We start from the raw sequence: 13,196 nt of genomic DNA on the forward strand, positions 1-13,196 counted from the left end.
CGGTGATTCCCAAAACAACAGACCCCAAAGTAGTCCAGCTTTTTGACTGTCCAATAAGATTACTAACAGGGTGTGGTGTGCCGGGTCAAGTGGGGGGTGATCCGCGTTACTCCGCGAGCGGTAGGTCCAACCGTCACATGGTTCCCGGGCGAGGGGGCGTGGATTGCCGGATCGGCCGGTCCGTGACGCCGGTCGCGGGCGGTGCCGTCCGGCCCTGGTTGGCTGCCGTTCCGTCGGCGGGTAGATTCTGCGGTCGTCGGACTCTGCGTCCGATAGCCGCGAACGCGGCAAAGGTTGCAAACTTCTTGCGATGGAGCGGGGACATGGGATCTGAGAGCAGGGCGTACGTGCTGATACCGGGCGCGTGGCACGGTGGCTGGTCCTGGCGACCGGTGGCCGAGCGTCTGCGCGCGGCCGGTCACGCGGCGTATCCGGTGACGCTGCCCGGGTTGGGTGACGGCGACGACCCGAGCGGTTGGCGACTGCGGGACGCGGTGGAGCACGTCGTACGCCTGGTCCGTGAGCGACGGCTGGGGCGGGTGACCCTGGTCGCGCACAGTTGGGGCGGCTACCCGACGGCGGGTGTGGCGTACGAGCTTCGGGGCCAGGTCGACGAGGTGGTGTACTACAACGCGCACGTACCAGTACCGAACCAGTCGATGATCGACAACGACCCGCCGGAGGCGGCGGCGTTCCTGCGCGGACTGATCGAAGCGTCGCCGGACCGAGCGATCCACCCGACCCTGGACTTCGTCCGGAACATCTTCATGCCCGGTGTCGCGGAGGAGATGCAGCGTCTGGTGGCGGACCTGCTCACCCCGCAGCCGGGTGGCTACCTCCTGGACGCGCCCGCCGTGCCGAGCGTCGACGAACTCGGCATTCCCGCCCGCTACCTGCTCGGCGAGGACGACCGGGCGATGCCCCGACCCGGTGCGGAGTTCGCCGCCCGGATCGGCCTCAGCCCGATCATGGTGCCCGGTGCCCACGAGGGTCTGCTGACCCACCCTGACGGCGTGGCCAACGCGATTCTCGGTAACGCTACGGGGACGAAGATCTGATTCCCGGACTTCGGCCGGGTGACCGGGGGGTTAGCTGTCCGAGGCGGGAGAATGTCGACGGCACGGCGGGGCGGTCATGCTGTCCATCGAACAATTGAAATCAGATTCGGTCGCGCCGGTATAACGTGATCACCAGGTCTCGAAAACGAATGACGAAGGAGCAGGCGTGGGAGCCCTGGACGAAAAGACAGCCGTCCTCACCGGTGCGACCAGTGGTATCGGGGCCGCCATCGCCCGTCAATTCATCAATGAGGGCGCGCGTGTGGTGCTCGCCGGTCGGCGGGAATCCGAGGGTGCCGAGCTGGTTGCCGAACTCGGCGAAGCCGCGAGTTTCCGGCGGACCCTTCTTCTCGGGGCGGCCATCTCTTTCGGCGATCGTCGCGATCTCCAATTCTGACGTGTTGGAGGCGGCGGGTTCGCGTCGGGCATGAGCCGTGAACCAGAGGGTGTTCTACCTAACACTCGTCGGTCGGAAGTTGGCCGCTTTCGCCGGTATGGCGATACCGTACTGCCATACCGGCCACTCGTACGAGACTGGGGACAACCCACTCAACTTCACGGATATTCACCTGCGACGCCGATCGGACCGATGGCGTCGTCCGTTTGTTGTCGGGTTACCGGCCGGTGTCGCGACGAAATCAAGGAAGGCTCGACATGTCTGATTCTTTCCGCACCCCGTCCGTGCTGGCCCCCGTGCGAGGACCCGTTCTCTTCGCGGACGACGAGGGTTTTGCCGCTGAGGCGGCGGTGTTCAACACGGCTGTTGCCCATCGGCCTTACGTGGTTGTGGGTGCGAGTGACGAGGCTGATGTGCGGGCGGCGGTTCGGTTCGCTCGGCAGGAGGGGCGGTCGGTCGCGGTGTTGAATACCGGGCACGGTCCCTCGGTGTCGGTCTCGGACGGGGCGGTGCTCATCACCACTCGTCGGATGGCGGGGGTGGAGATCGATGCCGGGCAGCGGGTGGCTCGGGTCGAGGCGGGTGTGACCTGGGGACAGGTGGTCGAGGAGGCGGCCAAGGTCGGGTTGGCGCCGTTGGCGGGTTCGTCGCCGCAGGTCGGGGTGGTGGGTTACACCCTGGGTGGGGGTGTGAGTATCGCGTTGGGTCGGGCCTTCGGATACGCGGCCGATCATGTCCGTGCGGTGGAGGTGGTGACCCCGGACGGGGAGCTTCGTCATGTCACCCCGCAGACGAGTCCGGATCTGTTCTTCGCCCTGCTGGGCGGCAAGGGAAACTTCGGTGTTGTCACCGCGATGGTGTTCGATCTCTTTCCGGTGACGGAGGTGTACGGGGGTTTCCTGCAGTTCGCGGGTGAGGACGCTCGTGCGGTGTTGGAGGCGTACCGGGTGTTCGCGGCTGGGGCGCCGGACGAGGTGACGTCGTCGGTGGTGTTCCTGCGGGCGCCGGATCTGCCTTTTGTGCCGGAGTTCATGCGGGGACGGTTGACGGTTCTTGTGCGGGTCGCGTATCTGGGCTCGGCGGCCGAGGGGCAGGCGTTGGTGGCGCCGTTGCGGGCGGCGGCCACGGCGTTGGTGGACACGGTGGGGATGATGCCCGCCGCCCAGGTCGCGGCGATTGGCAACGACCCGACCGATCCCGGTACGGCGGTGGAGCACTTCGCGATGGTGGGGGAGTTGTCCGGGGAGGTGGTGGAGGCGATCCTCGAGTTGGCGGGTCCGGACTCGGGTGGGGAGATCACGTTGGTGAACCTGAGTCAGCTCGGGGGTGCGTTGGGCAGGCCGGCGGGGCGGCCGAGCGCGGTGCGTCGTGATCTCGCCTTCGCGGTGTTCGCGTTGACGGTTGTCCCGCCGGGTGTGCCGGGGTTGGAGGTGGATCGGGGTGCGGAACTGGTCGGTCGGCTGGCCGGGCTCGACGGGCGTAAGCACCCCGGTTACCTGTCGCCGTCGGACGCCGCGGTGGAGAGTGTGCGGCTGGCGTACGACGAGGCGACCTATGAGCGGCTCCGTACGGCGAAGACCGAGTGGGACCCGCAGAACATGTTCCGCTGGAACTTCAACATCCCGCCCCGGGCCTGACGCCCGTGCCGATCCGGAGAAGGTACGCGGGCGGAGCGAAACGCGTCGCCGTCCTCGACGCCGTGACGGACGTGCTCGCCGCTCGCGGCTACGAGAACACCCGGTTCGCGGACGTGTCGGCGGCCGCCGGCGTCGCCATCAGCACCCTCCAGACCTACTTCGGCTCACGCGAGAACATGGTCATCGAGGCGATGGAGGTCTTCGTCGACCGGGAGGTGGACGCCCTGCGGGCGGTGGCCGCCGCCGAACCCGACCCATGGCACCGGCTGGTCGCGATGGTGGACCGGAGTCTGCACAACCCGCAGGTCGTCAGGCAGATCCTCGTCGAGTTCTGGCGATCCGCCATGCGCGACGACGACCTCCGCGACTACAGCGCGGAAGTACGGACGCGCTATCGGGCGCCCTTCCTCGCCGCCGTACGGGAAGGAGCCGACCGGGGTGAGTTCACGCTGACCCACGACGCCGAGGCTGTCATGGACCTCCTGCTCGCGATCCTGGTCGGGTGGATTCTCGCTCGCGTCCAGCACCATCCCACACGACCGCCGGCGGAGTTCCGCGACGTCCTGCTGACCCAGCTCAGGCCGATGCTCGGCGTCAACGACTGAAGATCCGGCACCCACATCGATCCGAAGCGACGACCGCCGCCGACGCCCCGATCGGCGGCGGTCATCGCTTGGACGTGGATGGGGCGAGGGGGCACGGGCGGCCCTAGGCATGCAGGGTGGGCCGGTAGGTGAGCTCCTGGGTGCGGCCGTCGAGTGTCCGGCTCTCCACCAGCTCCAGGTCGAAGTCCGCCGCCCCCTGGAAGATCGGCTCCGTCCCGGTCCGACCGGTGATCACCGGGAAGAGCGTCACCTGGACGAAGTCGACCAGACCGGCGGCCATCAGCGCCCGGTTCAGCGACAGGCTGCCGTGCGATCGCAAGGGCACCCCGGACTCCTTCTTCAGCCGGGCGACAACATCGACGGCGTCACCGTTCGCAACGGTCGCGTCCGGCCAGTCGAGGGGTTCTTCCAGCGTGCTCGACACCACCGTCGCCGGGAGATTCCTCATCCGGGTGACCCAGGCGTCGCGGACCTCGGATTCCTCGGTGCTCGCGGCCAGCATCCGCGCGAACACCCGGTACGTGTCGGCCCCGAAGACCATGCGCTGCTCCTCGCTGTACCGGCCGAGGCGGTGTTCGAGCAGCTCGGGACCCTGCTTGCCCCAGTAGCCACCCCAGTTGCCGCTGGTGGTGCCGAAGCCGTCGAGGCTGGAGAAGACGTCGAAGGTGTAGGTGGCGGTCATCGGGTTCTCCTCGTGGGCGTGAGTCCGGTACGACGGGCTTGTAGGAAGGCGCGCTCGGTCTCGTTGGTGGCCAGTGCGACGGCCTGGTCGTAGGCGGCTCGGGCCTCCGCGTCGCGTCCGAGCCGGGCCAGCAGTTCGGCCCGGGTGGCGGGCAGCCGGTGGTAGTTCGGAAGGTCGACGTCCGCCAAGGCGGCGAGGGCCGCCGCCGGCCCGTACACCTCGGCGACGGCGACCGCGCGGTTGAGCGCGACGACCGGGGTCGGCGCCAGCGCGAGGAGCTGGTCGTAGAGCGCCAGGACCTGCGGCCAGTCGGTGGCGGCGCCGTCGGTGTGCACCGCGCTGATCGCGGCCTGGATCTGGTACGGGCCCGGCCGGTTGCGCCGCAGACAACGCCGAACCAGGTCGTGGCCCTCGGCGATGAGTGTCCGGTCCCACAACGACCGGTCCTGGTCGGCCAGCAGCACCAGTTCGCCGGCCGGGTCGAGTCGGGCCGGGCGACGCGCCTCGGTCAGCAGCAGCAGGGCGAGCAGTCCGAGGACCTCGGGCTCGTCGGGCATCAGCGCCGCGAGCTCCCGGGCGAGCCGGATCGCCTCGGTACCCAGATCCGTCCTGATCAACGGCCCGGTGGTGGACGTGTACCCCTCGTTGAACATCAGGTAGAGCACGGTGAGTACGGGCGGCAGCCGGGCCGGCAGCTCGTGTTCGGCGGGCACCCGGTACGGGATGCCGGCGTCGCGGATCTTCTTCTTGGCGCGCACGATCCGCTGGGCGACGGTCGCCTCCTGGATCAGGTACGCCCGGGCGATCTCCGGTACTTCGAGACCACCGAGCAGGCGGAGCGTGAGGGCGGTCCGCGCGTCGGGGGCGAGCGCGGGGTGGCAGCAGGTGAAGATGAGTCGCAGTTGGTCGTCCCGCACCGGTCCCACCTCCTGGGGCTCGTCCTGCTGGTGCAGCAGCAGTGCCTGGGCGTGCCGGGCCTCGCGGGTCGATTCCCGGCGGAGCCGGTCGATGGCCCGGTTGCGTGCGGCGGTCACGATCCAGGCGCCGGGGTTCGGCGGCGGCGTCTGCCACTTCTGCAAAGCGGTGGTGAAGGCGTCCTGGACCGCTTCCTCGGCGAGGTTGATGTCGCCGAGGAAGCGGGTCAGGGTGGCGACGCAGCGGCCGTACTCCGCGCGGTAGACGCTCGCCAGGTCCATGTCGGGAGACCGGGTCCTGTTCAGGCTCGGGACAGGTCGTCGAAGGGGCGCACCTCGATCGGGCCGCAGGCCGCCGCGCACCTCTCGGCCCAGGCCAGCGCCTGGTCCAGGTCCGCGCACTTGATGATCCAGAATCCGGCGATGTGCTCCTTTGTCTCGGCGAACGGTCCGTCGCTCATGGTGGTGGTGCCGCTGCCGGTCCGGACGACGGTGGCGCTCTCCGGTGACCGGAGTCCTCCGGCGAAGACCCAGGCGCCCGCGGCCTGTAGCTCGTCGTTGATCCGATGGGTCTCCCGGAACATGGTCTGCGCCTCCTCGTCGGTCGGCGCCGGTGCGCCCTCGACGAGATGTACGGAGAGCAGGTAGTGCTTCATGGAGGTCCTCCGGCGGCTCGGCGTTGGGATGGTGACGGGTCTCCCACCAGGGCAACGAAGAGGACCGACCCGGATCGACGAGCACGCCGGGATTTCTCGGAGACAATCGACCCCGACGTACCCCGGGCCGGTCTCCCGGCACAGCGGACGAGACCGACGGTACGCCGGCCCGGTCCGTCTCAGCGCGCCCGCTCGGCGGTGGATGGGTTCACCGCGACTGGAGCAGCCCACGTTCGGCCATGTAGGCACGCAGTGTTTCGGCGTCCTCGGCGGACATCAGGCGACGCGGGATCACGGTCGCCGGCATCCGGCCGACGTACACGATCCAGAACTCGGGAGTGTCCTTCACCTGGGCGACCCCGTCCCAGGCGATGCCGCCGGACTCCGAGCCGCTGCGCATCATGATGTTGTCGTCGGTGATGTCGTAGGCGCCCTCGACCGCGTAACGATCGGAGCGGCGCCGGGCGCGCGACCGCACCCACGGCGAGTACAGCATCGACAGCACGCCGGCCAGCAGCAACGCTATGCAGAGCGGCGAGACCTGGTCGCCCCACGCGAACCCCTGCGAGACGGCGAGACCGATCGCCCCGACCCCGGCCAGCACCACCCCGATGTAGCCGTACCTGCGCAGCCGGACAGTGCTCAGCGCGGCGGCCACCCGGCCCGGGTAGGCGGGATCGGCGGGGACGTCGAAACGAATGTGCACGCCCAAACGATAATGCCCCCGCCCACCTCCGGGGCGACGTAGAAGACGTCGAAGAACAACTCCAGCAGTGTCGCCCGATCCGACGATCCGGGGGTACGTCGAGGCCCGGTCCGGTCCGTGCTCGTCATCGATCAGCCGTCTCCGCTGTGCCTTCCGTTGACCCTTCCGGTCCAGGTCGTGACGTTTCCGAGGCGGGGCTCGCCCACCCGAGAGCCGACGATCCGCGGCACAACGCGACCAACGACCGGATCGCCGCCGGGTTACCCGCGCGGAGTGGTCGGACGGCGTCGACCAGGCATCGCCGTACGCGACGAATTTGCCCTTTTTGTCGCGTGACCTAGGTCACTTTCTTGCTCGTCGACGGGGCGCCGTTCGGCTGCCGGGGGTGCCCCCGAAGCGGCCGGACCTGCCGACTCCCGCAGATCTGGCCCTCCCTGTTCCACCCGGTCCGACCCCGGTACGCCCACCGCCGCCCGCCGACGGACCCGGTCGTGTCGGTCACTACTGTTAGCGTCCCTACGTCGTCGATCGCAGCCGATTTATCTGAAATCTGGCTGATTCTCCACTACGGAGGGTATTCCTGATGGGCTGGCTACCGGTGGGAGACTCGTACGAGATTTCCCTTGTGGACGGAAGGGTGGCCGCTCGGTCCACCGGCCTGCGGGCTACCGGCCGCCCACTGAAGTCCCTGCCGAAGACGCTGCGCGACCACCCCGAGGTGGACCGGCTACGCCAGCTCGCCCAGTGGCTGGACCGGCACACCGCCGAATGCCTGGCCCGGATCGACGCCTGGGTGGTCTCCTCACTGCCGGTGCCGACCGCGCTGCTGGCCCGAATCTGGCCGGACCCGGGCTGGCAGGACGCGCTGCGCGACCTCGTGGTGCTCGGCGACGACCCGACCGAGCCGGGCTTCCTGCGCGACGTCACCGACACCGGTGACCTGCGCGTGGTCAACCTCGACGGGGAGACCATCCGGCTCTCGTCGGCCAGCGCCACGCTGCCCCACCCGGTGCGCCTACCGGACCTGACCGACCTGCGCGAGTTCGCCGACGAGCTGGACATCAACCAGCGGATCGAGCAACTGCACCGGGGCACCTGGAGCAAACCCACCGACCTGAAGGACCGCGACACCACGATCAACGACTTCCGCGGCACCAGCGTCCCCAACCGGCTGGCCGCCCGGGCCGCCACCCTCGGCTTCCGGGTCGCCGGCTCGCAGGTCACGTGCCGGGTCTGGGAGGCCGGCCGCACGGTCGAGGCCGCCATGTGGTTCGACGAGGACTACTGGGACTCGGAGGCCACCCTGGGCACCCTGTCCTGGTCGGTGGTGGACGGACCGGCGCTGCGGTTGACCGAGGTCGGGCCGGTCGGTTGGTCGGAAGGAATGCGGATGGCGACGGAGCTGTCCGGCGCCGCGACCAAGACGGAGAAGAAGGCGTGACCGGGATGACGAGCATGTCGGGTGAGCACTCGGCCGAGAGCCTGCTGGCCGCCGGCGCGGTACTGCCGGCCGACACCGCCGGGGCCGGCGCCAGGGCGGTGCCGCTCACCGCGCGCGCCTACCGGCACCCGGCCCTCGGCGACCGGCTGGTGGTCCGCGTGGTCGACGCCGTACTCGGGGAGGGCGAGGACATCGCCGTCGGGTTCCTCGGCCTGACCACGGCGGCCGACCCGGCCGTCGTCGGGCTGGGCTCGCGCCGCCCGCTGGCGTTTCCGGAGTGGGTGCTGGTACACCACCCGGCGGACGGCCGGCACGCGTTGGCGGTGGTGCCGGAGTTGCAGAAGCTCGCCAAACAGGCACGGTCGCGGCCGAAGGCCGCCCTGGACGGGCACCAGGTGATCGCCGACCGGTTCGCCCGTACGCTGCCACACCTCCTGCCGACCTTCTTCGAGCAGGCGGCACGGGTGTTCCTCGCCGCCGGGCAGGACGCGTACGCGACGCAGTTGCTGAACAAGGCGCGCAAGGCGGAGGCGCAGCACGGCCTGCCGGTGGACCTGGACCGGTTGGACGAGGTCTACCTGGAGTTCGCGTCGGCCAAGGTGGTCTCCGCGACCGGATTGGCCGGCTACGCGAAGGAGCTTGCCGCCCAGTTGCCGGCCGACGAGGCGCTGGACCGGTTCTGCCGGTTGGCACTGCGGGCCGCGGCGGCCGGCGTGGTTCCGTCCGCGCAGTCGGCCAACGCGGTGAAGCGGCTGGTCCGGGCCGCCCAGCCCACCGGTAAGACCGGCGCCGCCGATCGCGAGGCCGCCTACCTGACCGAGCTGCTCCGGTTGCCGGTCGTCGCAGAGGCGCCGGCCGGCTGGTGGAAGGCACACCTGCCGGCGGTGAAGGCGCTTGCCGGCCGCGACCCGGCAACCCGAGGCAACCTGCTCGACCTGATGCCCGCCGATCGGGACAACCTGGTCACCTGGCTGACCCTGCTGTCCGACACCGGCGCGCTCGCCGGACTGTCCGACCCGGACGTGCCGGACCCGGCCCGGCCACAGGACGGCTCCGTCGGCTGGCTGCGCCGCTTCGTGGGCCGGAGCGCATCCGGCCACTACCGCAGCCGGATGCCGCAGCTCTACCCGCTCGTCGAGCGGATGGCCGACCGGCTCCGCGGCGAGCTGGCCGCCAGCGGCGAGACATTCGTCGCCGACGGCGACCTGGACCTGTGCGACCTGCTGCTCGTCCTCGGCGTGCCGGTCGCTCCGCCCAAGGGCGACTCGGTGGACCTGGGGCACTGGGTGCAGACCGACGGAGAGCGGGACCTGTCGGCGGTGGCCGGCGACGACCGGTTCGTCGGGGCTCTGCGGCGGGGCCTCGACCAGCTCGACGGCCAGGCACGCGCGCTGCGCCGACTGGCCGAGACGCCGGGCATCCGGCCGCTGCTGACCGAGTGGCTGCGGGCCCGGCTCCGCCACCGCTTCAGCACCGGGCTGCCGTACCTGCGGGAGTCGGTGCAGTGGCTCGGCAAGCTCCCGGTCGAGGCGGTGCGACTGGTCTCCGCCGAGCTCGGCCTTGCCGGTGACCCCGGCAAGGGCGTCGACGTCGGGCAGGCACTCGGCGTCGACCTCGCCGAGCACGTCGCCCGCAGCCTGCGCGGCGGGATCATCGAGGAGCTGGGCTGGCCGGAGTGGGAGCTGGCCTGGCAGGAGGTGACCGGCGGCGACCACCGGGTCGAGTGGACCTGGCAGGAAGCCTGGCCGTACGTGATCCTGGCCGGACCGACCACCGTACGGGTGCTCGGCGCCGAGGGGATCGTGCTCCGCCACGACCTGCGCATCCCGGCCGACGACATGTGGGGCAAGCCCGACTACCACTACGTCGACGGCCAGCTCCTGGTCTACTGGAGCTCCGAGTCGCTCGGCTACAACCCGCGCGGCTACTGGCACACCTCGCCCGACCAGTCACAGCCCATTCGCGACGGCCGCCGGCAGGCGCAGGAGATCAGCCTGCCGCTGCCCGGTGGCGGGCGGACCACCGGCTACGGTGTGCTGCACGCCGGTGACACCGTGGTTCCGTCGCAGCGGCCGGTGATCACCGACGGCACCTCCCACTGGGTGCGGGAGCACAGCGCCGACGACGGCTGGGGCTGGCGCGAGTACGACCCGGCGAGTGACACCCACGGCCGGCGGAGCCTGCCCCGGTTCCTGGCCGACCTCCCGGCCGACGGTGGGAAGCTTCGCAGCTCGGACAGTTGGCTGCGGCCAGCCCTGTCGGACCGGGCCACCCCGGCCGCCGTACCGGTGGACGGTCTGCTCGGCTGGCGGGTGGTCACCCTGCCCGACGGCTCCGTACGCGGCGAAGACCTGGCCGGTCGCACCGTCACCGTCGAGCCGGGACAGGAGCCGGTCGCCGCCCTGGTGCTGCCCGGCGACGACCGACCTCGGGCCGTCCTCAAGGGCTTTGTCCTGGTCGACCCGGACGGTGTGGTGTCGGCCGCCGCCGGCCAGCCGGCCGGCCGGGCCTACACCTCCGGCGCGGTTCCGCTGCCCGGACCGGCGTTCCTCGGCAACATGCTGCCCCGGGACCCGGACGGCTCCAGCATTCTGCGCCGGATGGACCAGGACACCGCCGCCGCGCTGTTCGAGGTCGCCCTCGAGGAACGCCGCGCCGCCCTTGCCGAGAAGGCTGCCCGAGCCGAGGCGGCCACCCGGGCCGCAGCCCGGGCAGCGACCCGCTCCCGCCCGACCGGAGCCCTGCTCGGCACCATCAGCCTCTCCACCCCCGGCGGGACACCCATGGTCGGGGCACCGGCCGGCGCCGCCGGACCAGCCACCGCCGACGGGGAGGGGAGGGACACGCTGGTCGAGTTGGTCCGCTCGACGTTGCCGGCGGTCAGCCACGACGCGGTGCTGACCGGGGTGGCCGGGGTGCTGCGGCTCGCCGCCCGGGTCCGCACCGACCTGGACGCGGTGACCGAGCAGTTCATCACGTCACTGTCCGCCCCGAAGACGGTGCCGCCGGTGGCGACCGCGACCGGGCCCACCGACGAGCAGCTCGGGACGGCGCTCGACGGGCTGCGCGGTTCGACGTACGGGACGAGCAACGCGACCAACGTCTTCACCCAGTTCCAGGCGTTCGCCACCCAGCGGGCCGCGACCACCGGGAACGAACCCGCCGTCCGGCTGCACATCGACGGACCGTCGCTGCCGAGCGCCCTGGACTGGTCGCCCCTGCTCGACGGTCTCGCGGCGGTCGCCTACCGGGCCGTCGCGGGAGTCACCCCGGACGACCAACGGGAAACGCTGCACGCCCTGCTCACCGAGCTCGACCGGCTCGAGCTGAGCGGAGCGGCCGAACCGCTTCGGTGGCGCCGGTTCACGCTGCACCTGCTCGACGAGGACCTGACCAAGCCCGACGGCACCCGTCCGTACCCCGGGTCGGGCATCCTGCCGGTCTCCGACGGGGCGTTTGTCGCCCTCCTCAACTGCGGCGGTACGTCCACCGGCTACACCTTCGGCGCCCTGTACCACGATCCGGCCGGTGTCTTCGCCGTGCCCGAGCCGTACACGGTGCAGTCCTCGGCGTCGATCGACAACGGCCGCCCGGCCGGATGGCTGGCCGGTTTCCTCACCGAGTGGGCCGCGCGGGGACCGCTGCCCTGGCGGCCGGAGGCGGCCGAGTCGTTCGCCGAGCTGACCGGTGTCACCCCCACCGCCGCGAAACTGGTGCTGGCCGGCCTGCCCTACGTCGACTCGGCGAACACCGTGCCGGTCGAGCTGCGCAAGGCGCTCGCGATCAAGCAGGTCGGCGAGGTCAAGCTGGCCTTCGGCATGCTGCGCGAGGCCGGGCCGGAACTGCGGCGGGCCGTGGTCTCGGCGCTGTTGCCGGACGACCCGGCCCGGCTGTGGACCGACGGTCCGGACGTGGCCGCCGCCGCGGCGGTCTGGAACACCGCCCTGGGACGCCGGGTGGTGGTGCCCGAACCGCTGCTCGCCGAGGCGGTCCGCGCGGTCCGCACCGGCTGGGGACCGGCGAAGGCCCTGCCGGCGCTGCTCGACCCGGCCCGCTCGGTCGAGCTGAGCACCGACCTGGCGTTCCAGATCAGTGGCGACCGGGCCCAGCAGGTCGACGGCCGGGCGTCGGGCTTCACCGGTGAGGTGCTGCGGTCCGCCGTCGCCCTGGCCGCCTGGGTCACCCACCACACGCCGGTCGGTGACCCGTGCCGGGCCGCGCTGCCGGGCGCGCTGGTCGCGATCCGGGACCGGCTGGCCAACCGCGATCTGCTGCTCGACCTCGACCGGTACATCCCGCTGCCGGAGTTCCGCCAGGTGGCGGGCACCCCGTCGGAGACCGGCCCGGGCTGGGAACGGTACGGCGCCATCGTCCTGGCCACCCACGACGACCAGCCGTCCCCGGCGCTGCGGCCGGACCTGCTCGACGCCGTCGGGACGGACCCGTACCTGCCCGCGCTGCGGGCGGACGCGGCGAAGCCGTACCCGACGGAGGTCGCGCTGCGCCTGGTCCGCGACCCGCGCTTCGCGGCGCTGCTCGACGATCCGGGCGAGCCGGCCGGCGGCGCGCGGACCGAAACCGGGACGTGGTGGCCGCAGGATCCGACCCGGTCGGTGCCCCACCTGGTCGCCGAGGTGGCCGAGGAACACCGCCTGGGCGTCGACGCCGCGGCGGTGTACCTGATGCTGCTGACCATGCCGGACCCGACCGACCGCAACACGGCGAAGTGGACCGGTTGGAAACCGGCTCGGCTCAAGGCGGCCTGCACCGAGTTGGCCGGCACCGACCTGGTCATCGCGGCCAGCCGGTCCCGGGCCGGCCGGTCGCTGTTCCTGCCCGGTCCGTGGCTGGAGCGCGGCAGCGGGCAGGCGCCGATCGAGGGCTGGAAGGTGGCCCTGTTCGACCTCGCACCCGACGGTACGTCCGGGCTCGGCGTCACCGTGCCGTTCGAACCGGTCGCGGAGCTCTACCGGCGAGCCTGGCAACGCACCCGCGAGGGCGACCGGCCCCGGTTCGACAACCTGCCCACCGGCGGCACCCGCCGCTGACGCCGATCCCTTGCTGCGGCGCGACCGCGACGACCGGACCGGCCGTCGCGGC

General features: G+C 71.3%; 10 protein-coding genes. 6 read left to right on the forward strand and 4 right to left on the reverse strand.

Translation table 11 applies throughout. The annotated features are described in order from the left end of the window. Nucleotides 1-323: 323 nt before the first annotated feature. The 4 genes from ACI2K4_RS00680 (at nt 324) to ACI2K4_RS00695 (ending at nt 3,697) form a co-directional block, all read left to right on the forward strand. Nucleotides 324-1,058 (forward strand): alpha/beta fold hydrolase, encoded by a 735-nt coding sequence (locus ACI2K4_RS00680; RefSeq protein WP_404507684.1) that lies wholly within the window; start codon nt 324-326, stop codon nt 1,056-1,058. Nucleotides 1,059-1,224: 166 nt separating this feature from the next. Further along, nucleotides 1,225-1,455 carry an SDR family NAD(P)-dependent oxidoreductase gene (locus ACI2K4_RS00685; RefSeq protein WP_404507685.1) on the forward strand — a complete coding sequence of 77 codons (231 nt, stop codon included), beginning with the start codon at nt 1,225-1,227 and terminating at the stop codon, nt 1,453-1,455. A gap of 257 nt (nt 1,456-1,712) precedes the next feature. Continuing rightward, a complete protein-coding gene (locus tag ACI2K4_RS00690) occupies nt 1,713-3,092 on the forward strand; it encodes an FAD-binding protein (protein ID WP_404507686.1) in 1,380 nt (459 codons plus the stop codon). Nucleotides 3,093-3,154: 62 nt separating this feature from the next. Further along, on the forward strand, nt 3,155-3,697 hold the full coding sequence (locus tag ACI2K4_RS00695) for a TetR/AcrR family transcriptional regulator (protein ID WP_404507687.1): 543 nt from the start codon (nt 3,155-3,157) through the stop codon (nt 3,695-3,697). Nucleotides 3,698-3,800: 103 nt separating this feature from the next. On the opposite strand, the gene ACI2K4_RS00700 is transcribed toward ACI2K4_RS00695, so the two are convergent. From ACI2K4_RS00700 to ACI2K4_RS00715, 4 genes are all read right to left on the reverse strand, one after another. Then, nucleotides 3,801-4,379, reverse strand: coding sequence for a dihydrofolate reductase family protein (locus tag ACI2K4_RS00700; protein ID WP_404507688.1), 579 nt, complete (start codon nt 4,377-4,379; stop codon nt 3,801-3,803). Continuing rightward, on the reverse strand, nt 4,376-5,575 hold the full coding sequence (locus tag ACI2K4_RS00705) for an RNA polymerase sigma factor (RefSeq protein ID WP_404507689.1): 1,200 nt from the start codon (nt 5,573-5,575) through the stop codon (nt 4,376-4,378). The genes ACI2K4_RS00700 and ACI2K4_RS00705 overlap by 4 nt, the downstream gene beginning before the upstream one ends. A gap of 20 nt (nt 5,576-5,595) precedes the next feature. Further along, the gene (locus ACI2K4_RS00710; protein ID WP_404507690.1) at nt 5,596-5,949 is read right to left on the reverse strand and encodes a YciI family protein; all 354 of its coding nucleotides are present in this window, start codon (nt 5,947-5,949) and stop codon (nt 5,596-5,598) included. A gap of 208 nt (nt 5,950-6,157) precedes the next feature. After that, complete coding sequence (locus ACI2K4_RS00715; RefSeq protein ID WP_404507691.1) at nt 6,158-6,655, reverse strand: YcxB family protein; 498 nt, start codon at nt 6,653-6,655, stop codon at nt 6,158-6,160. Nucleotides 6,656-7,292: 637 nt separating this feature from the next. Between ACI2K4_RS00715 and ACI2K4_RS00720 the strand changes: the two genes are divergently transcribed. Together ACI2K4_RS00720 and ACI2K4_RS00725 are read left to right on the forward strand one after the other, a co-directional pair. After that, on the forward strand, nt 7,293-8,096 hold the full coding sequence (locus ACI2K4_RS00720) for a DUF4132 domain-containing protein (protein ID WP_404507692.1): 804 nt from the start codon (nt 7,293-7,295) through the stop codon (nt 8,094-8,096). Beyond that, nucleotides 8,093-13,144, forward strand: coding sequence for a hypothetical protein (locus tag ACI2K4_RS00725; protein WP_404507693.1), 5,052 nt, complete (start codon nt 8,093-8,095; stop codon nt 13,142-13,144). Before ACI2K4_RS00720 ends, ACI2K4_RS00725 begins: the two co-directional genes overlap by 4 nt. Nucleotides 13,145-13,196: the final 52 nt, after the last annotated feature.

Origin of the sequence: Micromonospora sp. NPDC050397 (assembly GCF_044901685.1) — a bacterium.
In the GTDB taxonomy this organism is placed as follows: domain Bacteria; phylum Actinomycetota; class Actinomycetes; order Mycobacteriales; family Micromonosporaceae; genus Micromonospora_G.

Coding starts and splice junctions, on each gene's coding strand:
- ACI2K4_RS00680 (WP_404507684.1), top strand. CDS start 324: ATGGGATCTGAGAGCAGGGCGTACGTGCTGATACCGGGCGCGTGGCAC.
- ACI2K4_RS00690 (WP_404507686.1), top strand. CDS start 1,713: ATGTCTGATTCTTTCCGCACCCCGTCCGTGCTGGCCCCCGTGCGAGGA.
- ACI2K4_RS00700 (WP_404507688.1), bottom strand. CDS start 4,379: ATGACCGCCACCTACACCTTCGACGTCTTCTCCAGCCTCGACGGCTTC.
- ACI2K4_RS00705 (WP_404507689.1), bottom strand. CDS start 5,575: ATGGACCTGGCGAGCGTCTACCGCGCGGAGTACGGCCGCTGCGTCGCC.
- ACI2K4_RS00710 (WP_404507690.1), bottom strand. CDS start 5,949: ATGAAGCACTACCTGCTCTCCGTACATCTCGTCGAGGGCGCACCGGCG.